Genomic DNA, 24,164 nt, shown 5'->3' on the forward strand with positions numbered 1-24,164 from the left:
CGCACCTACCCACATTTCGAGCCGAGTTGCACCAGTCTCGGCCCGTTGCCGCCCGGCGGGACCGGTACTAGCGTTCGACGGGGTGGGCAGGTGCCAGAGCGGAGGCTCAGATGGCAGACAACGCAACCCTCGCGCGCAGGATTCACGAGGCATGGAACGAGAGAAGTTTCGACGAGATCGCCGAGGCGACAGCGCCCGATGGAACGATCACGATCGTCGGGTCGGGTGACACCTTTGTAGGCCCCGAAGGCTCTCGCGCGTACAACGCGATGTGGGCAGAGGGGTTCCCGGACGGCAGGCTCACCGTCGACCGGGTGATCGGGTCGGGCGACTACGTGGTCGTGGAGTTCACCGGCCGGGGCACCCACACGGGAACCCTGGTGACCAGCATGGGTCAGATCCCCGCAACCGGGCGGTCCCTGACCTTGCAACTGTGCGATGTCATGGAGTTCAAGGATGGCAAGGTCCAGAGTCAGAAGTCGTACTTCGACAGCGGATCAATGATGGCTCAGCTCGGACTCACGTCCGGGCAGACGGCAACACAGCACCAGTAAGTCCTTTCAGCACAACCGGCACCGGTCCACCCTTCTCGGACCGCGCCGACATGTCCGGAGACGCCGACATGTCCGGAGACTGCGAGCATGCCGGGGCGGTTCAGGTCCGCTTGGTCAGCAGCATGTCCTTCGACACGTTGAGGCGGACGGTGTTGTCCTCCACCCGGTCGATCTCGGTGGCGGAGACGTACGCGTCGCGGGCGAACAGACCCTTGCGGTCGACCTTGAGGTACCCGGTGCGCAGCAGGCGCGCAGCGAACGGGCGCGGCACGTCCGGCATCACGTCCGGGTCCTCGCCCTGGACGCTGATCGCCTGTGGGTCACCCAGCTTGACGAACTCCACCTTGCCGACCTCCTCGCCGTTGACGTCCACGACCTTCATGCCCTCGTAGACCTTCTCGATCGGCCCGATCCGGTCGATGGATCCGCGGTACTCGTCGTGCCGCTGGACGTCGGTGCTGCCCAGCTCGGTCAGCAGCTGCTGTGCCCGGGCCACCTCCTCCTCGGTGCCGTGGACGACCAGCAGGTAGCTGCCCGTGCGGACGAGCTCCTCGTACTTCGGGAGGTGCTGCTTGGCCACGAAGTGTCCGAGGAGGGCGCCGACCGCGCCCCCCAGAAGGGCGCCCTCCGCGGCCCCGACCGCGGCCGCCGCCAGCGGGCCCAGGACGACGAGGGGGCCAACACCCGGGATGAAGAGCATGGCGGCCCCGGTCAAGACGCCGAACAGCCCTCCCACCCAGGCTCCCGTCGCCGCGCTGGGACCCGCCACATCACCGGTGGTGACGAACCCGCTGATCCGGAGCTCGCTCTCCATGTCCTTTCCGACGATCGAGACTCGGTCGACCGGGAAGTCCCTCTTGGCGAGCTCGGCGACCGCCTCCTCGGCGGCGGCGAGGTCGGGGAAGACCGCGATGACGGCGTGGTCGCCCTCGCCGACCGGACGCGAGTCGGTGGTGGGTGGATTGCTGCCAAGGGTGCGGGAGGCATCCACCTGCGTGACCCGCCCCGCGCTCGGGTCTTTGCCCGCGGAATCGGCTCCGGACTGGCTAACTGGATCTGTCATAACGCCCCTCCTCGAGTGCTCCGACCGAACCGGCCGTGCCGCGTCACCCGGTCATGGGCGCGCTGTCCCCCACGTCAGGAAGGGGCACCGCCCGCGTACCCAGTCAACCCAGCCCGTACACCGGCTGGCCAGCGTTCGTTTGGCCGTCCCCGGACTTCTCGCCCCTGTCACCCGGCAATTGCAACGGTCAGTCAGCAATGGGTTCCCAGAGCAGTTCCCCCACGTCCATGACGATTTCAGCTTCGCCTCCCGGGGCGACAGGCGCACGGACCTCACCCACGCACACGCACACCACGTCATTCAGGCGGCGGTACCGGTCACTGTCACTGAGGTGCATGACCGAACCGACGATCTGCCGGCGCCCCGTCGGGTAAGAGCGACCGTAGCCGCGGCACTCCATCATGATCGTCGCGCCATCCTCGGTCTCGATGACCGCACGGATGTCAGGGCAGAACGGGCCTTCCGCGGTTCGTCGCCGTGGATAGTTGACGCCCCGGAAGCGACCACGGATGCCGCCTTCGCAGCGGCCCTCAGCGATGAACAAGAACTGCTCCCAACCACCCTCCAGCTCAATGCCCCAACTCTCGGGATAGGTGAACCGGAGCCGGTAGAGAGGCTCGAGTCTCATCGGGGACCCTCCCTTACGAGGCACAACACCCCGTCGCTCAGTCCATCCTCGTCCTTCCCACAAGCGGGGCGCGCCGTTTCCCGATCAGAAGGAGGCTCCGCGCTCTGGATGGCCGGAACAAGGCAGCGGAGTCTCGCTCCTGATGGGCTCGGAGCTAGAGCTCCTGGACGTAGGACAGCATTCGGTAGTCCTTGCCCCCCTCGATGTTGCTGAAGCCGTGGCGCTCGTAGAAGCGGCGGGCATCCTCGTCGATCTCATCCACGTTGATGTGCATCTCCCGTGCGCCTCTGGAGCGAACGGTCTCGATTGCCATCCTGAGGATCAGTGTTCCGACGCCGCGGTCACGGAGCGACGGCACCACATACAGCTCCTCGAGCTGCGCGAGCGCCCCGTCGTAGTACGGGGTCGGCCGCAGCGTGAGCAAGGCAAAGCCGGCGTCGCGGCCACTGTCATCAGCCAGCACCACGGCAACGTCGCCGCGCCCCAGAAGCGCTTTGAACCGTCCGGCGAACTCTGGTGTCGTTGGGCCCGCCACGTGGAACTCCTCGTTGAAATCACGCAGCAGCCGGCCAACTGTGTCGGCGTCGCTGATCTCGGCGAGTCGCACCCTGACATCACTCATGCGGCGATCATGCCGCGTGCCGAGGGCTCGAGAACCGCGTTCACCCACCAGCCGCCGGGACGGCTTGTCTGCCCGACCCGCTCATCGTGCCGACGACTCCTCCGGGCGGACAGCGCCCCACCACAACAGCGGGCCCGTCGACCTGAACCAACGCCGGACTGACGTCGTACTCGTTCCATCGACGTGGAAGGCGCTGTGACGCGTCAGGGGCTTGCGTGATGCCCGACGGGAGGAAGCTCGGTTGCGGACGGGGACAGATCGGCTGCACCTGAGGGGCTCGACCCCGAGACTGGGTCTCGTGCACGGCGAGCGTAGCCAGCCTGCACTGGACGGGGTCCGCGGTGTGGCAATTCTCCTGGTCCTCGGTCAGCACGCCCCCACCAGGCCGTTGGCCGACGGTTTCGTCGGCGTGACCGTGTTCTTCTGTCTATCGGGCTACCTCATCACCAGCCTGTTGCTCCGCGAACTCCAGACAGGCACCATCGACGTCCGGGCGTTCTATCGCCGACGCGCGGCACGCCTCTACCCGGCATTGGTGACCGTCGCGGCGGCGACCATCGTGGTGCTGCTCGTAGGTCGGCACGATCTGAGTGTCGGGCAGGTTCTCGCACCCGCCGGCGCGGCTGCAATCTATACGACAAGCCTCTTTGACTGGGCCGGCCACCCTTTCGCCACTCAGGACTACTTCAACTACACCTGGACGCTCTCGGTCGAGGAGCAGTTCTACGTGCTGTGGCCGTTCGCGCTGCTCTGGGGCTATCGTCGCAGTCCTCGGTTGTTCGCCGGGCTCACCGTTGCGCTCATCGGGATCACCCTCGCGCTCGACCTCTTCCTCGGCCTGACTCGAGCGATCCATTTCGACCCTCACGAGTATTTCGGGACCGACACGAATGCGCTGCCGATCTTGGCCGGCTCATTGCTCGCGATCGTCGTTCGAAACGGCTGGCTGTCAGAAGCGGTGTGCCGCCTTGCGCCCTTCGCGGTATTGGCGGTTGCTCTCCTGCCTGTCCTGGCATATCGCAACGACACTTATCACGCCTCGTTGGTGATCGTCGCCGGGACCGGGCTGACGCTGGTGCTGCTGACCGGTGTCGTGACGCGCCCGGGCTCGGCGGTTGCCTTGCTGCTGGCGAGCGCTCCGATGCGGTGGCTCGGCGAGCGGTCGTACTCGATCTATCTCTGGAATGTCCTGGCGAGAATCGCAACCCTCAATCTGCTCGGACACTCGGTAGCCGGTGACATCGTCTGGGTCGCCATGTTCGTCGTTCTGGCCGAGGCGAGCTTCAGGTTCGTCGAGCGCCCGCTACGCGCGAGATTCGCGCGGAGATCCCCTGCGTTCGGCCGACCGCTCCTCACTCCGCCCCCGGGTCTCGTGAAGACCATCCTGAACCCGGCCCAGGCTGGGGCGGGTCGAGCAGGCCACTTCGGTCCACGGTTCAAGACGGTGATGCGCGTCCAGCCGGATATCGGAGAGCTTCCCTCGTGGCCGCTTCCGAATATGGCGCCGCTCTGTAGTCTCGCCCCCAACTATCCAGCTTGGAGGAAAACAGATGTCGCAGATCAGGTCCCGCGTTGTCGGCTACGTCGCCGTCGTCTCCCTCTCGTCCCTTGCCCTTGCCGCCTGTGGCTCGAACTCGGGTGGCACGTCTAGTGGAAGCAACCCCTCGGGCGCGCCGCAGCTTGTCAGCCCGGGGAGCCTCACCGTGTGCACTCACCTGTCCTACAAGCCATTCGAGTTCAAGGACAGCTCGGGCAACGTCGTCGGCTTCGACATGGACCTCGCGCAGGCCGCAGCCAAGCAGCTGGGGCAGCCCAAGGTCACCATCGTCGACATCGACTTCGCCTCGCAGACCTCCGGTGCAGTGTTCGCCGCGAAGAAGTGCGACATGGCCATGGGCGCGATCACCATCAACGACAAGCGCAAGCAGTCGGTGGCATTCTCCTCGCCGTACTTCAGCGCGACGCAGGCCCTGCTCGTCAAGAAGTCCGCAGGCATCACCGACCTGTCGGGTCTCAAGGGCAAGAAGCTCGGCGTCCAGACCGACACGACCGGACAGGCCTACGCGGAGAAGAACAAGGACGCCAACGGCTACGAGACCGTCGTCTTCGACGACCTGCCCACCGAGATCGCGGGCGTCCAGTCCGGTCGGGTCGACGGGGCGATCAACGACAACGGGCCCCTGCTCGACTTCACCAAGTCCAACCCGGACTTCACCGTCGCCAAGGAGTTCGACACCGGCGAGCAGTACGGGTTCCTCTTCCAGAAGGACGATGCCAACGCCGCCAAGATCAAGGAAGCGTTCAACGCGGCCCTCAAGAAGTCTGTCCAGGACGGCTCCTACAAGGACAGCTACAAGAAGTGGTTCGGCTCCGAACCGACCGTGATGCCGAGCCTGTCGTGAGGTCAGTGCGATGACGTCACCGACAGCAGCGGGGCGAGCGCGCAGGCTCTCGCCCCGCAAGCGGGCGCAGCGCATCCGGTGGGTGCAGTACGCCGTCCTGGTCGCCGCCGTCGCCGTGCTCATAGCGGTCGCAGACCTCCGCCAGATCCAGCAGGTCTTCTTCCGGGGCGACCTGATCGTCGACACGCTGACCCAGGGGCTCGGCCGCGCGCTCCTCAACACCGTCGTCTACGCACTCGGCGCCTTCGTCCTCGGCCTCGTCATCGGGACGGTCCTCGCCCTCATGAGGCTCTCGTCCGTGGGTCCCTACCGGTGGATCGCGACCGTCTACATCGAGTTCTTCCGGGGGCTGCCGGCCATCGTCGTTCTCATGGCGTTCGGGCTGCTCCCCCTCGCCTTCCCCGGCATGGAGATCCCCTTCGGGATCTACGGCACGGTCTGGACCGCTCTGGGCATCGTCGCGGCGGCCTACATGGCCGAGACGATCCGCGCGGGCATCCAGGCGGTGCCGAAGGGCCAGGTCGAGGCAGCCAGGTCGCTCGGCATGCCGGCCGGGGCAGCGACCCGGAAGATCGTTCTCCCGCAAGCGTTTCGGATCGTCACACCGCCCCTGACGAACGAGCTCATCCTCGTCGTGAAGGACAGCTCGCTCGCCTACATCATCGGGCTCTCAGCGACGTCGTTCGACCTGACGAAGTACGGCCGGGACCTCGCGAACACGAACGCGAACCTCACCCCCCTGGTCATCGCAGGGCTCTGTTACCTGGTCATCACCCTGCCGCTCACCTTCACGGTCCGGCGCATGGAAGCAAAGACTGCGAGGGCACGATGACAACGAACGCCACCCGGCCGCATACGGGCTCGGACGGTGAGGCGGTCGTCGTGCAGATCACCGACCTGCGCAAGTCGTTCGGGTCGGTCGAGGTGCTGACCAACATCACCACGTCGATCAAGCAGGGTGAGGTCGTCTGCGTCATCGGGCCCTCCGGCTCGGGCAAGTCGACGCTGCTGCGGTGCATCAACCTGCTCGAGCAGCCGAGCGGCGGCACGGTGCTCGTCGACGGAGTCGATGTCACCGACCCCGACTGCGACATCGACCGGGTGCGCAGCAAGATGGGGATGGTCTTCCAGCAGTTCAACCTCTTCTCGCACCTGACCGTGCTCGACAACTGCACGGTCGCGCAGCAGGTCGTCCACAAGCGGGGCAAGGCCGAGGCCGCGAGGATCGCCAAGGCCAACCTCGACAAGGTGGGACTTGCCGACCGAGCCGACGCCTTCCCCGCGCAGCTGTCCGGCGGGCAGCAGCAGCGCGTCGCGATCGCCCGGGCGCTCTCGATGGACCCGGAGCTCATGCTCTTCGACGAGCCGACGTCTGCGCTCGACCCCGAGCTCGTCGGCGAGGTCCTGGCCGTCATGCGACGGCTCGCGTCCGAGGGCATGACGATGATCGTGGTGACGCACGAGATGGCGTTCGCGCGCGAGGTGGCCGACCGCGTCATCTTCATGGACGGCGGCGTCATCGTCGAGGAGGGACACCCCGACCGCGTCATCGGCGACCCGCAGCACCGCCGGACCCGGACGTTCCTCAAACGGGTCCTCGACCCCACGCACGTCGACCCCGAGGTCGACGAGGACCCCGACGCCGAGCGGCACTCCCGGATCAAGGAGGCAGAGCTCACGGCGCGGACAGAGCCGCGCGTGCCCGACGACATCAAGGAGCAGCGGTTCTGATGCCAGGTCCGGCGGGAGAGGTCGCCGTCGTCGGTGCCGGCCTCATCGGCCTGTTCAGCGCGCACTACCTGCTCGAGCGTGGGTATGCCGTCACCGTCCTCGAAGCGGGCGGGCTGGGCGGGGGCGCCTCTCGCGTCAACGGCGGCTGGGTCTGCCCCGCACGCAGCGACCCGCTGCCGTCGCGGGGCGTCGTCCGCGACGGGATGCGCTCGCTCACCTCGCCGGACAGCGGCGGCTTCTTCCTGCACGCGCGTGCGCTTCCGCGCGTGGCGGGCTACCTCTGGCGCTTCCTCGCGAGCTCGGGCGACGGCAGGTTCTCGCGCTCCTGGGACGAGCTCGACCTGCTGAACGGTCGGACAGCCGAGCTCGTGGACGAGCTGGTCGAGACCGGGATCATCGACGGCTTGCAGGACGAGGGGTTCCTCATGCTGCACTCGACCCGCGACGAGGCGGAGGCGTCCCGGGCGTCCCTGCTCGCCGTCTCCCGGCGCGGGCTCTGCCCGGCGCCCGAGGCGATCCTGGAACGTCCGGCGCTCCTCGAGCTCGAACCGGGGCTCGGCGACGCATCGCAGTTCGGGTTCGTCCATCGGGGCGACCGATGGCTGGACCCGTCGCGGTTGGTGGATCGCCTTGGCGACTCGCTGCGCTCACGAGGAGTACGGTTCGTGACGGACACCCAGGTTCGGGCGGTCCGGCAACGGGGGGCACGGGTCGAGCTCGCGACAGCCTCTGGCGTGGTGGAAGCCGGCCATGCCGTCATCGCCGCAGGCGCCTGGTCCGAGAAGCTGCTCCGACCACTTGGGATCCGGGGTTACGTGACCCCCGGCAAGGGCTACAGCTTCACGATCCATCCCGAGCACCCACCGACGCACGTGCTGCGGCTGGGCGACACCCATGTCGGGGTGACGCCCATGGGCGAGCGGATGAGGGTGGTCGGCATGGTGGAGCTGGACGGCACGGCCGAGGGCCTTCACTCCGGACGCATCGACGTGATGAAGGCCAAGGCGGCGCCCTACCTGTCGGGAATCGACTGGCACGCCAGCACGGACGAGCACGTCGGACCTCGCCCCATGACGCCCGACGGCAAACCGCTCATCGGCTGCGTGCCCGGAGCCGAACGCATCGTCGTGGCAACCGGGCACAACATGCTCGGGCTCAGTCTCGCTGCACCCACTGCGTCACTGGTGACCGAGCTCGTCGCAGGCGGCCGAGCCGCTGCGGTCCCGGCCTTCGACCCGATGCGCTTCACCCGTCGACGCCGTCAGGTTCCGCGTTGACAGGTCTCCGACACCGGGCGCCAACACCAGCGCCCTGCTGAACCGCGTCACCTCCCACGTCGTCTTCGTGTGGGTGCCGGTCCGTCTCGGTCTGGCACTCCTGAACGGGAGGTACCCATGACACACACCATCCGACATTCGTCATGGCTGCTGGCGCTCGGCGCCGGCCTCGGCGCTGCCGTCGGGCCGCTGGCCCTCGGCTCCCCAGCCGGCGCCACGGCCCCCGCTGTACGCGAAAGCGTCGTGTCCGCATACAAGCAGGTCAACCTGGTCTCGGACGTGCCCGGAAGGGCGCAGGTCACCGACAAGCACCTGGTCAACGCCTGGGGCGCGTCGCATCTCGGGGCCAGCCCCCTGTGGGTCTCGGACAACGGCACGGACGTCACCACGTTGTACTCGGGAGGCGGCCAGGGCAGACCGCAGACGATCGTGCCGCTCGTCGTCAGGATCCCGGGTGGTGCGCCCACCGGCCAGGTCTCCAACCCCACCACCTCCTTCGTGGTGCGTGACACCACAGGGCACGCTGCAGCTGCCCGCTTCCTGTTCGTCGGAGAGACCGGCCACCTGAGCGGCTGGAACCCGGCCGTGGGCGGCACCGGGGCAGCTCCGTCGACGCACGCCGTCGACGCCGTGGTCACGCCCGGCGCGGTCGACAAGGGGATCGCCATGGGGCAGACCTCGACGGGCCCGCGGCTGTACGTCGCGGACTTCTCCGCCGGCGTGGTGGACGTCTACAACGGTCGCCTCCAGCGCGTGATCCTCAAGGGCAACTTCATGGACTCCTCGCTGCCGCAAGGCTATGCGCCCTTCAACGTCATGGTCGCCGGCGCGCGGGTCTACGTCTCGTACGCGAAGCAGGACAGCACGCGCCACGACGAGGTCGCCGGTGCCGGACGCGGCCGGGTGGACGTCTTCACCCCGGACGGCGTCCTCCTCCGTCGCCTGTCGAGCCACGGTGTCCTCAATGCGCCGTGGGGTCTCACCATTGCCCCTTCGGGATTCGGCAAGTTCTCCGGCGACCTGCTCGTGGGCAACTTCGGTGACGGTCGGATCAACGCGTTCAACCCGCGCACGCTCGACGTCGCGGGCACCTTGCGGACCCCGGGCGGCAAGGCCCTGGCGATCGACGGGCTCTGGGCCCTGCTGCCGGGCTACGGCACCGAGGGCTCCACCCATGACGTGCTCTTCACGGCCGGTCCGCAGCATGAGGCGCACGGCCTTCTCGGCCTGCTGCACGCGACGCCGTGACGTGACGTGACCTGACGACGGTTTCCGCTGGTCTCGTGACCGGCGGAAGCCTCGAGCACTGCCCGAGGTCATCGACGCAGGGCCGCGGCGAGCGCCTCGGGGTCGGCGACCGTCACGGTCGCCGCCGGGTGACGGAGCACGCCCGTCGGCTCGATCGCGTGGACCGGCTCGACGAACGAGATGCACAGCCCCTGCCGCGAGTTCGTCGCGAACGTGACGCCGCGGTCGGCGAGCGACAGGTGGGCTGGACCCGCGGTGCGGTGGAACGCATACCCCGACGTCACCTGGCTGCTCGCGACGTTGGCGAGCGGCGTGCGCAGCCGCCAGGGGCCGAAGCGCACGCGGAGCTCGTCGTCCGTGACGAGGACCCGTGCGGTGGCCGGCGTGACGCCGAACGCGAGAGCAGGCAGCCGGTAGCGGGGCTCGAAGGCGAGCTCGAACTCCTGCGTCACGACCGGCGCCTCCGCCGGGCCAGCATCCTTGACGGCGGGTCGAGCAGTCCTGCGACGCCGCGCTGCTGCTCCCCCAGGTAGGCGTCGAGCACCAGCAGCGCGGCAGTGGCCGCAGGGGTGGCCCACTGCAGCCGGCTCATCCGCTGGGTCAGCGTGCGCGCCTTCCTCTGGGACGCCGGGTCGGTCTCCGCCCCCTCGAGCGCTTCGCCGAGCTCGGCTCCCGAGCGGTACGCCTCGGCGCTCACCAGGACCGCGGCCCCGGTGAGCGCCGTCTTGAGGATGACGGCGGCCGCGGTCGGGCGGTGCTCGACGACGCGACGTCGGTTGTCGGCGAGGATGGCGAGGCCGCTGAGCAGGTGCAGGCCGATCGACGCCCCCTGCACCGGACCCCACCGACGCCATCCCTCGTCGGCGATCCGGGCGCGGTCCCGCGCGTCGTCACCCTGCCGCGACGCCGGGTTGAGCGCCGCGGCGCCCGCCAGGGAGCCGCCGAACCAGGCCGCGTTCGTGAGCAGGTGCGTGGCGCGGACGATGGTGCTGTATGCCGTCATGCGGAGTCCCTGGTGCTGTGGCGCCGGCGTACCGGTGCGTTGAACGGTAAGGACTGTGCCGTACCCGCTTGCCGACCGCGGGGATCCCAACGACGGAGCGGGGGCAAGTTGAGGCGTTCCCGCGTGGGGCGGCCCGCGGCAGGAGCATCCTGACTGGGTGGCAGACAGCACGTCGCCGAGGAGCATGACGATCCCCCTGGCCGGGTTCGCCGCCGGAGCGGTCGTCGCCCTCCTCGTCGGCGTGTTCGGCAGGGTGCACGACCCCACGCTCGCCGGCACGACGACGTTCGGCTTCCGCACCGTCATCGACCTGAAGGTCGTGCTCTCCGTGGTGGTCGGGGTGCTCGCCGTGCTGCAGCTCGTCGGAGCCCTCTGGATCTACGGCAGGCTCGGCGTCGGGGCACCGTCGTGGGTCGGCACCGCCCACCGGATCTCGGGCGTGGTGACGGTCGTGCTCATCCTCGTCGTCGCCTACAACTGCCTCTGGGGGCTGGGCCTCGAGGTCGGGGCGTTCGCCTCCGGAGAGCCCGTGCCGACGCGGACGGTCGCGCACGGACTGCTCGGGTGCCTGGTCATCGGTGCGGTGGTGGTCAAGGTGGTGGCCGTGCGATCGCGTCGCGCGCCCGGATGGTTCCTTCCCGTGGCCGGCGGCCTGCTCTTCTCCCTCATCGTGGCCGTCGTGGTGACCTCGGCCATCTGGTACATCGGCGCCCACGGGTGGCCGGGTTCAACCCGCTACGGCTGAGTCCTCGTGCGCGACAAGGCCTCCCACGCGGTGTCCTGGTCGCCGGAACCCACGAACGTCACGTGCCCTTGGGCGGCAGCGAGCGCGCATACGCGAGCCCTCGGGACACCCACAGCTCGAGGTCGGTCCCCTCGAGCTCGCCGACGACGCGCAGCCACCCGCGCATCTCTCTGCCTCTCATCACCATCGGCGTCACCGCCTCGCCGTCGATCCACGCCTCGGCACCGGCGGGGTCTGCCCGCACCAGCAGACCTCCAGCGCCGCTCGCGGCGACGGCCATGTTGCCGTTGACGAGGAACGCCAGTCCGCCGAACATCCGCCGTTCGTCGACGTCGTCCTCACCGGCGACCAGCTCACGGATGCGGTCGGCAAGGTCCTCGTCGTAGGCCATGGATCCGATTATCTGCGGGTGCCCCACCCGCAGATCGGGCAAACTCCGAAGAATGCAGACGAGTGACGGGGACTTCGAGCTGACGATCGACGAGCTGCGGGCGATCACGGCGTATGCCGTGGCCTGCGCCGAGCCTGCACTCGTCCTCTTCGACAAGGAGCCTCCCGACGACCCGCGTCCTGCGGCCGCGCTGCAAGCGGCACGCGACTTCGCGGCTGGCGCGTCCCGCTCACGCCTCCAGCGCGCCGCTGCGGCGGACGCCCACCGTGCGGCCAAGGAGGCGACGACCGAGCCCGCCCGGCACGCGGCGACTGCGGCTGGAGACGCGGCTGCCGCGGCATACCTGCATCCCCTGGCGAACGCGACGCAGGTGCGGCACATCCTGGGGGCGGCCGCCCATGCAGCCCGGGCGGCGGAGCTCGCCCGCGGCGACGACCCGGTGGTCGCGGAGTACGTCGTGACCGCCGCCGCCAAGCGCGCCACCCCGCTCGTCCTCGACGTCCTGCGCCGCTACCCGCGCGCGCCCGAGGGGCACACCCGGGTCTCCGTCCTCATGCAGCGGCTGGACAGCCTGCTCCGGGATCCCCCTCCCCTACCGCGCGTCGTCGACGACCCCGGGCCGTTCTTCCACGGCACCAAGGCCGACGTGCGCCCCGGCGACCTGCTGACACCCGGGTGTCGCTCCAACTACGGCTCCCGCCGCCAGGCCCGGCACATCTACCTGACCGCCACGCGCGAGGGGGCTACGCTGGCGGCCGAGCTCGCGCTCGGCGACGGACCGGGGCGGGTCTACCGCGTCGAGCCGCTCGGCACGATCGAGGACGACCCGAACGTGACGGACAAGCGCTACCCCGGCAACCCGACCCGGTCGTACCGGACGACCGAGCCGCTGCGGGTGGTGGAGGAGATCACCGGCTGGCAGCGGCCCGACCCGGAGATGATCCGGCACATGCGCGAGCGCATGGCCGAGCTCGCCGAGCTCGGCATCGAAGCCATGGACGACTGAGCCCGCGCCACCCCCCAGGCCGCCCGCGGGTCGCGATCGGGGCCGACGTGTCAGGTCAGCCCGCCGGGAACCCCGAGTCGATGCACAGGGTGTTGCCCTCGCTGTCCTTGAACCACGCCGCCTTGCCCATCGCTGGCAGGGTGGCGATGCCGTCATCCCACTTGACACCCGGCATGTCGTAGGTCTCGAGGGTCACGCCCTTCGCCTGCAGGGCGCGCGCCTCGGCCTCGACGTCGTCCACGTGGATCTGGGCGACGGTGTGACCGGCCTGGCCGGCGAACTCCGTCTGGTAGACCGAGAACGCGGTCCCGCTGTCAGTGCGGTAGATGAGCATGCCGGCCTCGGCGACCTCCGCGGCCGGTTTCAGGCCGAGGATGTCGGCGTAGAACGAGCGCGCCCGCGCGATGTCGGCGGCGGGGATGTTGGCGGTGACGGATGCACTGGTGAGCATCGGGGTCCTCCTGACGAGCTGAGTATGCGTTGCCTTGCGCGTGGTCGGCGGTGCCGCTGCTCGACACCACGCGACATGCGGACCGATCGGCCCGCCGGCCGGGGCCGCGGTCGTCGACGGCCCTTCATCCGCTCTACACCTCCTCCGACGACGCCGCAGCCGAACCGAGCAGATGGCTCTCGAGACGCCCCCTTTCACCTGGGCGTCTGGTCAGCCCTGGCGGCCGGCCAACGCCTCGAAGTTCTCGTAGAGGGCGGCCTCGCCGTGCTTCTCACGCAGCTTCCTCGCGGCCGGCCCGACGCGAGACCACAGCCCGGCGACCCAGAGCCAGTCCAGCACGAGGTCGGTGTCCAGCAGGCCGTTCTTGGTCAGGGTCCCGATCGTCTCGCCCCAGTTGAGGATCCGGGTGACGAAGACGTCGTCGGGCGACGCCTCCTCAGGGTTGAAGTCATCGGCCCACACCGCCAGCTGAGCCTCCTCCAGTCCCATCGTGGAACCCCACTGGGCCACCTGAACGAGCAGCATGCCGTCCTCTCGACTGGCCATCAGACCCTCCTTGGCCCGCAACGTCCCTGCCGATCGACAACGTCCCTGCCGATCGACGCTACTCGCGGCACTCACCCGGCGCAGGGCTTCGGGCCGGGCTGAGGTCGGCACCGGCGAGTCGCCCGGGACGCTCCCGGGACTCACGCTCCGGCGAGCTCGCCGCGCGCGGCGTGGGGCCGACTCAGTCGACGATGGCTGCCAGGGCGGAGACGAACCCCGGGATGCTCACGAGCACCGCGACCGAGACGATCGCCTGCACCGCGCGAGTGGCCCGGTGCCGGACGACCAGGGACCAACGCGGCAGCAGCAGAGTCGCGAGGAGCACGAGACAGCCGACGACAACGCCCCCGGCAACGGCCGAGACCACCGTCAGCGCTGCGGTCGCGAAGAGGCTGAGCGGTGGCAGCCACAGCCACCACCATCGCGTCGGCCTGCCGAGCGCTGCCGCGATCCGCCCAGCCACCGGAGCGGTGAGCGCCCCCGTCAGGACGGCCATCAGGAAGAAGGTGGCGACGCTCAGCCAGCCGGGCCCGACGATCGCGAAGTCGGGGTTGTCGCCCCGCAGGGGATCCACGGTGGCGCCGACGAGCACGAGGGCCGAGGCGCCGAAGACCGCTCCCCCGCCCAGCCCGCGGGGCACGACGAACGAGGCAAGCGCGTACCCGAGGCCCGCCGCCAGGCCGAACGGCACTCCCACGAAGAGCACGAACCCGACGGTTCCGCTCAGCGAGATCTGACCGACCACCTGCTCCGCCTCGGTGATCCGGCCCTGCGCATCGGGTGACGTGACTGCCAGCAGGCGCATGGCGAGTCGACCGGCGGGGCCGACCACGAACACACCGACTGCCAGGCCGGAGAGCAGCGCGACGGCCACGAACCACACCAGAGCCTGGGCGCGACCCGCGGTGCCTGCCAGCTCGTACCGTTGCCATGCCGGGACCGCCAACGAGTAGCCGCGCCAGCGCCACCCAGCACCGGCCGCGATGAGCAGCAGTGCTGCACAACCGAGCATCACGAGCATCCACGAAGTGAAACAGAAGCGGCGGAGATCGGATCCGACTTTCCCCATTTCTCCCGTGCGACAAGCTGGCGGAATTCGACGGACTGGATCCTCACATATCGCTGCAAGACCCCGAAATGCCGCTCGGACCGGATGCCCGGACACCCGGGCATTCGTCCACATTCTTGCGGATTCGCAATTGGCACAACAGCTTTCGACTTCCTGAGGCAATTCAAGGAGCACACTGAGAAAGCCGCGCAGGGCGGCGTCGTCCGGTCCGGAGCGGCCGGTGACGAACAGTTTTTCTTGCAGAGGGGGAATCATGCACGGAAAAGCTCGGCCCCGGGCACGGGGCCGGTTGGTGGCACTCGGTGTCGCCGTCGCGGCGCTGGTCCTCGGGGGCCAGTCGGCCGCCAGCATGGCCGCGGACACCGCCGGAGCCGCTACGGCGGCGACGACGGCCGACGCGTCGCAGGCGGCGCCGCAGGGTCTGCTCCGCACCATCACCAAGAACGCCAGCGTCTCCTTCCCGGCGTCACAGGCCACCGGTCAACCGAGCGGGGTCCAGGCTCACGAGCTGCCACCGGGCGAGGGCGCCGAGGGCGACTCGAGCCCGGTGCGCAGCCACTCCAAGGGCCCGCGCGGCAAGAGCCGGTCGACGGACGTGCTCCGCCCACCGGTCGTGCCTCCGACACCCGTCGCCGGCTCCGAAGGGCTGGGCCGCAGCTGGCTGGGGCTCGACGGCTTCGACCAGCGCTATGCCAACGACGGCAACCAGTTCTCGGTCGAGCCCCCCGACCAGGGGCTGTGCGTGGGCAACAGCTACGTCGTCGAAGCAGTCAACGACGTCGTGCGGGTGTACCGCACCAACGGGTCTGCTGCGACGGCGGTCAGCGACCTGAACAGCTTCTACGGCTACCCGGCACAGATCGACCGCACGACGGGCCTCACCGGTCCCTTCGTGACCGACCCGACGTGCATCTACGACCACGGCAGTGGCCGGTTCTTCCTCGTCGTGCTGACTCTCGAGGTCGACCCGCAGACGGGCGCGCTCCTGGGGCCCAACCACCTCGACCTCGCGGTCAGCCGCACCGGCGACCCCACGGGCCGGTGGGACATCTACCGCCTTCCTGTCCAGGACGACGGCACCCAGGGCACGCCGAAGCACACGGACTGCCCGTGCATCGGTGACTACCCGCACATCGGGTCCGACGCCAACGCCGTCTTCCTGACGAGCAACGAGTACCCGTTCGCCAGCGCCGCCCCGGGCCTCTACGGCAACAACTTCAACGGTGCCCAGATCTACGCCCTGGACAAGGCGGCGCTGGTGTCGGGGACGTCACGCATCAACGTCGTCCACTTCCAGAACACGTTCCTGCCGTCGGGTGGCTCGAAGGTGCCCGGCTTCACCGTGTGGCCGGCGCAGGTCCCCGACGCGCACTACGCCACGGAGCAGGGCGGCACGGAGTACTTCCTGAGCTCGATCGCCGGCGAGGAGGCGCAGCCGCGCGGGTTCACCGGCATGGCCAACCGGATCGGCGTGTGGTCGGTGACCAACACCGAGACCATCAAAGATCGCGGACCCGACCTAAGCCTGCAGCGCGGGCTGGTCCACTCCGAGGTGTACGGCGTCCCGCCGCTGTCAGACCAGAAGTCCGGCCCGGTCCCCCTGCGGGACTGCGTGCTCGTCAACTGCAACGACGTCCTGGGAGTCGGCGTCACGCCCCCGCAGAGCGAGTCCGAGGGGCAGCTGGACAGCAACGACAGCCGCATGCAGCAGGTCTACTACTCAGGTGGCCGGTTGTACGGCGCGCTCGACACCGTCATGCGCGTCGGCGGGTCGCTCCAGGCAGGCATCGCCTGGTTCGCCGTCAAGCCGGGCTCGACGGCAGGGTCCTCCACCGTCGCCCGGCAGGGCTACCTCGGCGTCGCCGACAACAATGTGAACTACCCGGCCATCGCGGTGCTACCGGACGGAACGGGGGCGATGGCGTTCACGCTCGTGGGTCACGACTACTACCCCACGGCCGCCTACACGCTGTTCGGGAGCGACGGGCCCGGCGACGTGCAGATCGGCGCACTCGGGCGGGCACCGCAGGACGGCTTCAGCGAGTACACGGCCTTCCTCGACCCGGGACAGACGCTGCGCCCGCGCTGGGGTGACTACAGCGCCGCCGTCACGAACGGCTCGAACGTCTTCATGGCCACGGAGTACATCCAGTCCCGGTGCACGTTCTCCCGGTTCCGCACGGACATGACCTGCGGCGGGACCCGCGCTCCGCTCATCAACTGGGCGACCCGGATCTACAGCGTGACGCCGTAGGCCCGTCGATCCGGGTGACGCCTGACGCGCTGTCGTGTGGCCCGCAGCACTCATCGTGCTCGGTCCACACGACCGCCGTCTGCCACCCACGGCGCCTCAGTCCGAAGAATCAGGCGACTCGGGCGGTGGCCCGACCCGGGGATGCCGCACCGCCGCACCGGTCACCACGGGTGAGCGTCGCGAGGCAGTCAGCACGCGCGCCACCACGTCGGGGCGGAAGAGCATCAGCGGCGGGTCCTCGAGCTGGAGCACCCGGTTGAACACCCGGGCCACGGGCAGCGACGCATGCGCAGCCTGGATCACGCGAGCCGTGTAGCCGTTGAGCTGCCTCGTCCCCAGCGGTCTCGGCCCCACCGTCTCCGGGTGGCCGAAGTCGCCGCCGACCGCGATTCGCCACGGGGCGTCGATGATGCGCGCAGCGTGGCGATGGAAGTGCCTCGGCAGGCCGGGTGCGCCGGGCCCCGTCCGGGCGACGGCGCGGCCCAGAGCGGCAGCCTGCAGCGCAGCCGAGGTCATGCCCTGCCCGTAGACCGGGTCGAAGCTGCAGGCGGCGTCCCCGACTGTGACGAGCCCAGCGGGCAGGTCGGCAACGCGCTCGTAGTGCCGCCGCCGGCTCGACGGGAAGCGGTAGCTCTCGATGTCCGACACCCGCGCGCAGTGCTCGATCAGCTGGGCGATGGTCGGGCTGGACAGGCTGCGGGCGAACGCGGCCACGCCCTCCTCGGTCGACGGCGGGGCGTCGCCGTGGACGCCCGAGAGCATCACGTTCCACCGGTCGCCCTCCACCGGTAGCGCAGCACCGCTGCGGAAGGTGCCCGGGTTGCCGATGACGATGGCCACGTCTCCCTCGAAGTCCCCGGGTGACCGGCGCAGGAAGAAGGAGACGTAGCCGATGTCGATGCCCACGTGCGTGACGGGCGGGTCCAGCACGCCGTCGCGGGCGAGCTCGTGGGCGATCCCGGAGCTGCGCCCCGAGGCGTCGACCTCCAGCTCGGTGGCGCGGACGTGCCCGCCCACGACGACACCCGTCACCCGGAGACCGGTCAGCGCGACCCGCTCGACGGTGGCCCCTGCCTCGATGCTGACACCGGGAAGCGCCGCGACCCGCTGCCGAACCACCTGCTCGAGCAGCGGACGGGTGAGACTGAGCCCAGGGCGACCGAGCTCGCCACGCGCGCGGTAGGCGCCGCCCTGGTGGATCCACGCGCCGAAGCCGTCGACCTGCGCCGCGCCCAGGCGTTGCAGCTCCTCCTCGATGCCGGGGAACCAGGCCCGCAGCTGCCCGAGGCCGGCCGACAGCAGGATGTGCAGCTGGCGACCCTGCGGCACGCGCGCCCGCGGCGTCGCGGTCATGGGCAGGTCGTCCCGGTCGACCACCGTCACGGGGACGGCCTGCTCGGCGAGCGCCCGCGCCGCAAGCAGGCCCGCCATGCCTGCGCCGACGACCACCACCGGGTTCCGTTGCTGCCGGGCCACGACCCACCTCCCCGCTCGAGAGCGATCAGCGTTCGTCGAGCATCACCTCGATGGAGTAGTCCTGGGCGCGGTAGCAGTGGTCGCCGTACTCCACCGGGCCGCCGACCGCGTCGAAGGCGGTGCGAGACATGGTCAGGACCGGCTGTGACGGGCGCAGGTCCAGGTGCCTGCGCTCCTCGGCCGACGGCGTCCGGGCGCCGATGCGCTGGTGGGCCACCACTGGCTTGCCCCCGCGCCCGCGCAGCAGGGCGTACAGCCCGTCGCGCTCGAGGTCTTCACGGCTGAGGTCGGAGTATGCCGGGGGCAGCCAGTTGCGCAGGATGGCGAGCGGCCGCTCGCCGTCGAGACGCAGCCGGACCAGGTGCAGCAGCGGGGTGTCGGCGGGCAGGCCCATCGCCCCCGCCGCGACCCCGTCCGGGGCGACCTCGTAGGTCAGCACCACGGTGCGCGGGTTCCCGGCGCCCTCGCGCCGCAGGTCGTCGTAAAGGCTCGTCAGCTCGGCACGGCGGTGGATCTGGCGTCCGGCGACGGTGGTGCCGAGGCCTCGACGCCGCAGGAGCAGGCCCTGCCCGACCAGCTCCTGGATCGCGCGCCGCACGGTCGGTCGCGAGAGGCCGAGGCGGTCGGCCATGGCCACCTCGTTCTCGAACGCGTCTCCCGGCTGGAGGTCGCCCTTGGCGATCGCCGCGCTGAGCTGCTCGGCCAGCTGGTGGTAGAGCGGGATCGGCGTCTCGCGGTCGATGCGGACGTCAACGGGCTTGGACATGGCCGCAGGGTATCGACGTGCCAGCCCCATGCGCGAATGTTCTCATGTCAGTACACCGGCTCGTCCTCACCTCGGGCTCTTGACGACGAGCACGGGCACGTCGGCGTCGAGGATCAGGTTCTGCGTGATGCTCCCGAGGAACGCCTTGCCCACGGGGGAACGCCGCCGTGCCCCGATGACGAGCAGCTCGGGTCGCAGCTCATCGACAGCCCGGAGGAGGGCTGCGGACACGTCGCCGGTGTCCCGTCCGCCGGCCACCACATGGACGTCCCAGCGAACGTCGGGCAGCGACGCGTTGCGCAGGACCTTCTCCACCGCATCGGAGATGCCCGCCCGGTTGGCTTCGGCGATGTCCTTGTCGAGCGACTCCACCACGTGGACGACGACGAGCTGCGTCCCACGGTATGCCGCCTCGCGGGCTCCTTCCTCGAGCGCCAGGTCACTCGAGCTGCGGGTGTGGTGGGCGACGGCGACGCTCATGACGCCACCCCGCTCACTTCTGCAGCTCGTGGGAGAGCTCGGTGAGCTCGTCGCCGCCGGCCATCTGCCGGGTCAGCTCGTCGAGTGCCACCTCAGAACGCTTCTTGTCGAGCACGGCCTGTCCGAGCTTGAGGATGACGAAGTGGTTGCCGACGAGGTAGGCGTGGTGCGGGTTGTGCGTGATGAAGACGACGCCGAGACCGGCGTCCCGGGCTGCCGCCGTGTACTTCAGCACGACACCGGACTGCTTGACGCCGAGGGCCGCCGTCGGCTCGTCGAGGATGAGCACGCGGGCGCCGAAGTAGACCGCCCGGGCGATGGCGACACACTGGCGCTGGCCGCCGGAGAGGTTGCCGATGGGCTGGTTGATGTCCTTGACGACGATCCCCATCTTGCGCAGCTCCTCGTCGGCGATGCGCTTCATGTCGTTGATCTTCAGCGGGGCGAAGGGTGCCCCGCCGGCGACCATCTCGGAGCCGAGGAAGAAGTTGCGCCAGACCTCCATCAGGCTCACCACCGCGAGGTCCTGGTAGACGGTGGCGATGCCGTGTCCGAGCGAGTCGCGCGGGCTGGTGAAGCTGACCTCCTTGCCGTCGACCTTCATCGTCCCCTCGTTGTGGGGGTGCAACCCGGAGATGATCTTGATCAGGGTCGACTTGCCCGCGCCGTTGTCGCCGAGGACGCAGGTCACCTCCCCGGCGTTGACGGTCAGGTTGATGCCCTTGAGCGCGCGGATCGCGCCGTAGGTCTTGCCGATGTCGGTCATCTCGACGAGCGGCTCCCCCTTGTGCAGCTCCGGGTCGGCGTGCTCGTGCAGGGTGTCAGTCATGTCAGCTCGCCTTCCGGGCGGTCGAGAGTCGCTTGACGTAGAGGTTGACCATGACGGCGAGCAGGAGCATGACGCCGAGGAAGGCCTTGAACCAGTTCGGATCCCACCCGGCGTACACGATGCAGAGGCTCGTCATGCCGAAGATGAAGGCGCCGATGGCCACGCCGATGGCGTTGCCGTAGCCGCCGGTGAGCATCGTGCCGCCCACGACCGCGGCGATGATGTAGAGGAACTCGTTGCCGACGCCGTTGCCCGCCTGAAGGGTGTTGTAGTTGTACAGGTAGTGCATTCCGGCGAACCAGCCGAGGAAGCTCACGGTCATGAAGAGGCCGATCTTGACCCGGGTCACCGGAACACCCACCGCACGGGCCGAGGCGGCGTTGCCGCCGACGGCGAAGATCCAGTTGCCGATCCTGGTGCGCTGGAGCACGTACGCGGACAGCGCCACGAAGAGGAACCACCAGATGACCGTGATCGACAGCGTCACCGAGCCGATCTGCCACTCGTGGGCGAAGATCCAGTTGAGCGAGTCGTAGCCGGCCATCTGGTTGATGTTGGGGCTCGACACCGATCCGGTGACGAGCTTGGTCACGCCGAGGTTTGCCCCCTGCAGGACGAAGAACGTGCCGAGGGTGATGAGGAAGCTCGGGATCCCGGTCCTCATGACGAGGTAGCCGTTGAGGAAGCCGATCGCCAGGCAGAGCACGAGCGACAGGATGGCGCCGACCCAGAGGTTGATCCCCAGCTGGTAGCAGAACATCGCGTTGAAGAGCCCCGCGGTGGTGACCAGGACGCCGGCGGAGAGGTCGAACTCGCCGCCGATCATCAGCATGCCGACGGCGACGGCCACGATGCCGATGGTCGAGGACTGGTAGAGGACGGTGAAGAACGCTGCCGGGGTGCGGAAGGCCGGCGCGACGATGAGGAAGAAGATGAAGATGACGATCGCGGCGACGAGGGCGCCGATCTCCGGTCGTGCCAGCAGCCGGTTGGACCAGCCCAGGGTGACCCGGTTGGAGGCATCGGCAGGGGCCGAGGGCGACGGGTCCGTCTTGACGGGGGTGCTACTCATGACAGCTCCAGTGCTGTTCGGCGGGGGCCGTGCCCTCACGGACCCGGCCCCCCGGAGGCGGTTTATCGAGTGTTCTGCTTGATGAACGGGAGGACCTGGGCGATGTTCGTCTTGTCGACGAACGAGGGGCCGGTCAGCACGGCCTGGCCGCCGCCGAGGACGTTGCCGTTCTTCTTGAAGAGGTAGAGCTGCGAGATCGCCATGTAGCCCTGGAGGTACGGCTGCTGGTCGATGAACCACTGGATCTTGCCGTCCTGGACCGCCTGGGCCGCATCCGGGTTGGTGTCGAAGGTGCCGATCTTGACGTCTGGGCGCCCGGCGCCCTGGGCGGCCTTGATGGTGTCGAGGGCCTGGGGCGCACCAAGGGTGACGACCCAGTTGACCGCCTTGTCCTGGGTCAGCTTGGCCTGGATGGCGGTCGTGACAGCGGCGTCGTCGGCGCCGTTGACCTGCAGGTTCTCGGTGTTCGGGAAGGACGCCTTGACGCCGGCGCAGCGGTCCTCGAGGGCCACCGAACCGGTCTGCTGGATCGTGCAGAGGATCTTCGTGGCACCCGCGGCAGCCGCGCGCTTGCCGGCCTCCTCGCCGCCGAGCTTCTCGTTGGAGGCGAAGTGGGTGAGCGATCCGGCCTTCTGGAAGAAGTCGATCCCCGAGTTGAAGGTGTCCACCGGGATGCCGGCGGCCTCGGCCTTCTTGATGGTGGGGATCAGCGCGTCAGGGGTGACCAGGGTCGTGGCGATCCCGTCGACCTTCGAGTCGATGGCGTTCTGGATCAGGACCGCCTGCTTGCTGGCGTCCGGGTCGGACGAGTACTTAAGGTTGGCACCGGTGTCCTTGGCGGCCTGCTGCGCGCCCGCCTTGATCCGGTCCCAGAACGTGTCGCCCGGTGTCTCGTGGGTGATCATGGCGAAGGTGTAGCCGCTGTTGCCGCCACCACCTCCGCCGCCGCCGCCCGTCGACGAGGCGGCGGGTGCACCGCCACCGCTGCAGGCGCTCAGGGCGAAGGCGGCGGCCAGGGCGACGCCGGCTGACGCCGCGAGGCCCTTACGAGTCCGAGTCGGAGTCATCGTTGATTCCTTTCCTTGCGTCGCGGTGGCCGGTCGCCGAGTAGCGCGACGTGCTGTCACGGGAGTTCCGTCCATGAGGGGCCCGTATGCCGCGTGCCGCTGGCACGTGGTCGGCGCTGAGCCGGAGGGGTGAAGGGCCAGCCGAACCGGTCCGGTGCATCTGCAGGTGCGGGTCGGGCTGCGTCGCGTCCGAGCGGACGGTGTGGGGCGAGGTCGTCGCCCGAGGAGTGCGCGGATCTTGGCGAACCGGAGACGGGTTGGGTCACCGCTGTTCACACTGGTGAGTGCGCCGTGGCAAACATCGCGGTCGATGCTCTCGGTCCGGCGTCAGTGCCATCGATTGGAGGATGCCTCTGGTTTCGAGGCCATGTCAAGCCATTGAGCAAACATCAGAATGTTCTGACATTTGCTTGACACGGCGTGTGGCTGGGCTGGACGATCGACCCACCACCGAGACCTTCGAGGGAGTGAGACATGCGCATCGGACTGGCCGGAGTCGGCCGCATCGGGGCCTTCCACGCCGAGACCCTGCGCGACCTGCCGGACGTCGACGAGGTCGTCGTCGCGGACCTGGACGCCGACGCGGCTCGCGCAGTCGCCGAGAAGCTGGAGGTGGGCTGTGCCGCCTCTCCCGCCGAGCTGCTCGCGTCGGGTCTCGACGGCTTCGTCATCGCCACCGCGACACCCGGCCACGCTCCCCTGCTTCGGATGGGGCTCGAGGCCGGCGTCCCGACGTTCTGCGAAAAGCCCGTCGCCGCCACCCTCGAGGAGACCCTGGGGCTCGCCCGGCTCGTCTCCACGAGCGCCACGCCGGTGCACGTGGGCTTCCAGCGCCGCTTCGACCGGGGCTACCGGGGGGCCCGGGAGGCCGTGGCCACCGGACGGCTCGGCTTCGTGCACAGCATCCGGGCACAGACTCACGACCAGGCGCCACCACACGTTGCCTACATCCCCACCAGCGGCGGGCTCTTCCGCGACTGCTCGATCCACGACTTCGACATCATCCGGTTCGTCACCGGGCGGGAGGTGGCCTCGGTCTACGCGACCGGCGCCAACAAGGGCGCCGAGTTCTTCTCCGCGGCCGGCGACGTCGACACGGCCGCCGCCGTGCTGACGCTCGACGACGACACGCTCGTCTCGCTCTCGGCCACCCGCTACAACGGGGCCGGCCACGACGTGCGGATGGAGGTGCTCGGCAGCGAGGGCACGGTCGGCGTCGGCTACGACGACTCCTTGGCCCTCACCTCGGCCGAGCCGGGCGCGACCTACCCCTCCGGCCCGCGCCACTGGTCCTTCATGGAGCGCTTCCTGCCCGCCTACCGCGCCGAGCTGACGGCCTTCGCTGCCGTCGCCCGCGGGACCCTCTCCTCGCCCTGCACGGTGGAGGACGCCCTCCAGGCCTTCCGGGTCGCCGAGGCCTGCGAGCTCTCCCGCCACGAGAACCGCCCGGTCTCGCTCGACGAGATCCCGGGCCTCTGACCGAG

The 24,164-nt window shown here is 69.4% G+C and carries 26 protein-coding genes and 1 pseudogene; 12 read left to right on the forward strand and 15 right to left on the reverse strand.

The genetic code is table 11. The annotated features are described in order from the left end of the window. The first annotated feature begins 110 nt into the window (after positions 1 to 110). Positions 111 to 554, forward strand: coding sequence for an ester cyclase (locus tag LQK93_RS00245; RefSeq protein WP_374969582.1), 444 nt, complete (start codon positions 111 to 113; stop codon positions 552 to 554). A gap of 100 nt (positions 555 to 654) precedes the next feature. Here LQK93_RS00245 and LQK93_RS00250 read toward each other — a convergent pair whose 3' ends face one another. From LQK93_RS00250 to LQK93_RS00260, 3 genes are all read right to left on the reverse strand, one after another. Next, complete coding sequence (locus tag LQK93_RS00250) at positions 655 to 1,617, reverse strand: general stress protein (RefSeq protein WP_374969583.1); 963 nt, start codon at positions 1,615 to 1,617, stop codon at positions 655 to 657. 187 nt (positions 1,618 to 1,804) lie between these two features. Next, positions 1,805 to 2,245 (reverse strand): DUF3237 family protein, encoded by a 441-nt coding sequence (locus LQK93_RS00255; RefSeq protein WP_374969584.1) that lies wholly within the window; start codon positions 2,243 to 2,245, stop codon positions 1,805 to 1,807. A 154-nt stretch (positions 2,246 to 2,399) separates the two neighbouring features. After that, a complete protein-coding gene (locus LQK93_RS00260; protein ID WP_374969585.1) occupies positions 2,400 to 2,867 on the reverse strand; it encodes a GNAT family N-acetyltransferase in 468 nt (155 codons plus the stop codon). Between the two features lie 298 nt (positions 2,868 to 3,165). Between LQK93_RS00260 and LQK93_RS00265 the strand changes: the two genes are divergently transcribed. The 6 genes from LQK93_RS00265 (at position 3,166) to LQK93_RS00290 (ending at position 9,525) form a co-directional block, all read left to right on the forward strand. Then, positions 3,166 to 4,518, forward strand: a complete 1,353-nt coding sequence (locus tag LQK93_RS00265) for an acyltransferase family protein (protein WP_374969586.1) — start codon at positions 3,166 to 3,168, stop codon at positions 4,516 to 4,518. Between the two features lie 52 nt (positions 4,519 to 4,570). Further along, positions 4,571 to 5,269: a transporter substrate-binding domain-containing protein gene (locus LQK93_RS00270; RefSeq protein ID WP_374969587.1), complete on the forward strand. Its 699-nt coding sequence runs from the start codon at positions 4,571 to 4,573 to the stop codon at positions 5,267 to 5,269. 10 nt (positions 5,270 to 5,279) lie between these two features. Then, on the forward strand, positions 5,280 to 6,101 hold the full coding sequence (locus LQK93_RS00275; RefSeq protein ID WP_374969588.1) for an amino acid ABC transporter permease: 822 nt from the start codon (positions 5,280 to 5,282) through the stop codon (positions 6,099 to 6,101). Continuing rightward, a complete protein-coding gene (locus LQK93_RS00280; RefSeq protein WP_374969589.1) occupies positions 6,098 to 7,000 on the forward strand; it encodes an amino acid ABC transporter ATP-binding protein in 903 nt (300 codons plus the stop codon). Before LQK93_RS00275 ends, LQK93_RS00280 begins: the two co-directional genes overlap by 4 nt. Next, positions 7,000 to 8,277: an NAD(P)/FAD-dependent oxidoreductase gene (locus LQK93_RS00285; RefSeq protein ID WP_374969590.1), complete on the forward strand. Its 1,278-nt coding sequence runs from the start codon at positions 7,000 to 7,002 to the stop codon at positions 8,275 to 8,277. The genes LQK93_RS00280 and LQK93_RS00285 overlap by 1 nt, the downstream gene beginning before the upstream one ends. A gap of 117 nt (positions 8,278 to 8,394) precedes the next feature. Beyond that, complete coding sequence (locus tag LQK93_RS00290) at positions 8,395 to 9,525, forward strand: TIGR03118 family protein (protein WP_374969591.1); 1,131 nt, start codon at positions 8,395 to 8,397, stop codon at positions 9,523 to 9,525. Between the two features lie 68 nt (positions 9,526 to 9,593). Here the strand turns inward: LQK93_RS00290 and LQK93_RS00295 are convergent, their stop codons facing one another. Both LQK93_RS00295 and LQK93_RS00300 read right to left on the reverse strand, forming a co-directional pair. Further along, positions 9,594 to 9,977 (reverse strand): hypothetical protein, encoded by a 384-nt coding sequence (locus LQK93_RS00295; RefSeq protein WP_374969592.1) that lies wholly within the window; start codon positions 9,975 to 9,977, stop codon positions 9,594 to 9,596. Next, positions 9,974 to 10,528: a hypothetical protein gene (locus LQK93_RS00300; RefSeq protein ID WP_374969593.1), complete on the reverse strand. Its 555-nt coding sequence runs from the start codon at positions 10,526 to 10,528 to the stop codon at positions 9,974 to 9,976. Before LQK93_RS00300 ends, LQK93_RS00295 begins: the two co-directional genes overlap by 4 nt. Positions 10,529 to 10,685: 157 nt before the next feature. Here LQK93_RS00300 and LQK93_RS00305 point away from each other — a divergent pair, with 157 nt between their 5' ends. Next, positions 10,686 to 11,273 carry a DUF6529 family protein gene (locus LQK93_RS00305; RefSeq protein ID WP_374969594.1) on the forward strand — a complete coding sequence of 196 codons (588 nt, stop codon included), beginning with the start codon at positions 10,686 to 10,688 and terminating at the stop codon, positions 11,271 to 11,273. A 58-nt stretch (positions 11,274 to 11,331) separates the two neighbouring features. On the opposite strand, the gene LQK93_RS00310 is transcribed toward LQK93_RS00305, so the two are convergent. After that, positions 11,332 to 11,664, reverse strand: a complete 333-nt coding sequence (locus tag LQK93_RS00310) for a TfoX/Sxy family protein (protein ID WP_374969595.1) — start codon at positions 11,662 to 11,664, stop codon at positions 11,332 to 11,334. A gap of 52 nt (positions 11,665 to 11,716) precedes the next feature. On the opposite strand from LQK93_RS00310, the pseudogene LQK93_RS00315 reads away from it, so the two are divergent. Continuing rightward, positions 11,717 to 12,103 (forward strand): annotated as a pseudogene (locus LQK93_RS00315) (putative immunity protein); the annotation flags it as partial. 114 nt (positions 12,104 to 12,217) lie between these two features. Then, positions 12,218 to 12,670, forward strand: a complete 453-nt coding sequence (gene arr, locus LQK93_RS00320; RefSeq protein ID WP_374971556.1) for an NAD(+)--rifampin ADP-ribosyltransferase — start codon at positions 12,218 to 12,220, stop codon at positions 12,668 to 12,670. A gap of 55 nt (positions 12,671 to 12,725) precedes the next feature. Here the strand turns inward: arr and LQK93_RS00325 are convergent, their stop codons facing one another. The 3 genes from LQK93_RS00325 to LQK93_RS00335 form a co-directional block, all read right to left on the reverse strand. Beyond that, positions 12,726 to 13,121 carry a VOC family protein gene (locus LQK93_RS00325; RefSeq protein WP_374969596.1) on the reverse strand — a complete coding sequence of 132 codons (396 nt, stop codon included), beginning with the start codon at positions 13,119 to 13,121 and terminating at the stop codon, positions 12,726 to 12,728. 210 nt (positions 13,122 to 13,331) lie between these two features. Continuing rightward, positions 13,332 to 13,667, reverse strand: a complete 336-nt coding sequence (locus LQK93_RS00330; protein WP_374969597.1) for a hypothetical protein — start codon at positions 13,665 to 13,667, stop codon at positions 13,332 to 13,334. Between the two features lie 181 nt (positions 13,668 to 13,848). After that, positions 13,849 to 14,688: a hypothetical protein gene (locus LQK93_RS00335; RefSeq protein ID WP_374969598.1), complete on the reverse strand. Its 840-nt coding sequence runs from the start codon at positions 14,686 to 14,688 to the stop codon at positions 13,849 to 13,851. Positions 14,689 to 15,028: 340 nt separating this feature from the next. Between LQK93_RS00335 and LQK93_RS00340 the strand changes: the two genes are divergently transcribed. Then, positions 15,029 to 16,990 (forward strand): hypothetical protein, encoded by a 1,962-nt coding sequence (locus LQK93_RS00340; protein WP_374969599.1) that lies wholly within the window; start codon positions 15,029 to 15,031, stop codon positions 16,988 to 16,990. 96 nt (positions 16,991 to 17,086) lie between these two features. Here the strand turns inward: LQK93_RS00340 and LQK93_RS00345 are convergent, their stop codons facing one another. The 6 genes from LQK93_RS00345 to LQK93_RS00370 all read right to left on the reverse strand — a co-directional run bounded on the left by LQK93_RS00345 (position 17,087) and on the right by LQK93_RS00370 (position 22,680). Further along, positions 17,087 to 18,466 (reverse strand): NAD(P)/FAD-dependent oxidoreductase, encoded by a 1,380-nt coding sequence (locus LQK93_RS00345; protein ID WP_374969600.1) that lies wholly within the window; start codon positions 18,464 to 18,466, stop codon positions 17,087 to 17,089. Between the two features lie 25 nt (positions 18,467 to 18,491). Continuing rightward, positions 18,492 to 19,232 carry a GntR family transcriptional regulator gene (locus tag LQK93_RS00350; RefSeq protein WP_374969601.1) on the reverse strand — a complete coding sequence of 247 codons (741 nt, stop codon included), beginning with the start codon at positions 19,230 to 19,232 and terminating at the stop codon, positions 18,492 to 18,494. A 66-nt stretch (positions 19,233 to 19,298) separates the two neighbouring features. Next, positions 19,299 to 19,712 carry a universal stress protein gene (locus LQK93_RS00355; RefSeq protein ID WP_374969602.1) on the reverse strand — a complete coding sequence of 138 codons (414 nt, stop codon included), beginning with the start codon at positions 19,710 to 19,712 and terminating at the stop codon, positions 19,299 to 19,301. A gap of 13 nt (positions 19,713 to 19,725) precedes the next feature. Beyond that, a complete protein-coding gene (locus tag LQK93_RS00360; RefSeq protein ID WP_374969603.1) occupies positions 19,726 to 20,541 on the reverse strand; it encodes an ATP-binding cassette domain-containing protein in 816 nt (271 codons plus the stop codon). A 1-nt stretch (position 20,542) separates the two neighbouring features. Continuing rightward, on the reverse strand, positions 20,543 to 21,613 hold the full coding sequence (locus LQK93_RS00365; RefSeq protein ID WP_374969604.1) for an ABC transporter permease: 1,071 nt from the start codon (positions 21,611 to 21,613) through the stop codon (positions 20,543 to 20,545). A 62-nt stretch (positions 21,614 to 21,675) separates the two neighbouring features. Further along, the gene (locus tag LQK93_RS00370; protein ID WP_374969605.1) at positions 21,676 to 22,680 is read right to left on the reverse strand and encodes a substrate-binding domain-containing protein; all 1,005 of its coding nucleotides are present in this window, start codon (positions 22,678 to 22,680) and stop codon (positions 21,676 to 21,678) included. 474 nt (positions 22,681 to 23,154) lie between these two features. On the opposite strand from LQK93_RS00370, the gene LQK93_RS00375 reads away from it, so the two are divergent. Beyond that, complete coding sequence (locus LQK93_RS00375) at positions 23,155 to 24,159, forward strand: Gfo/Idh/MocA family oxidoreductase (RefSeq protein WP_374969606.1); 1,005 nt, start codon at positions 23,155 to 23,157, stop codon at positions 24,157 to 24,159. The last annotated feature ends 5 nt before the right edge of the window (positions 24,160 to 24,164 follow it).

It is taken from the genome of Terrabacter sp. BE26, from assembly GCF_041941675.1.
Classification (GTDB): Bacteria; Actinomycetota; Actinomycetes; order Actinomycetales; family Dermatophilaceae; genus Terrabacter.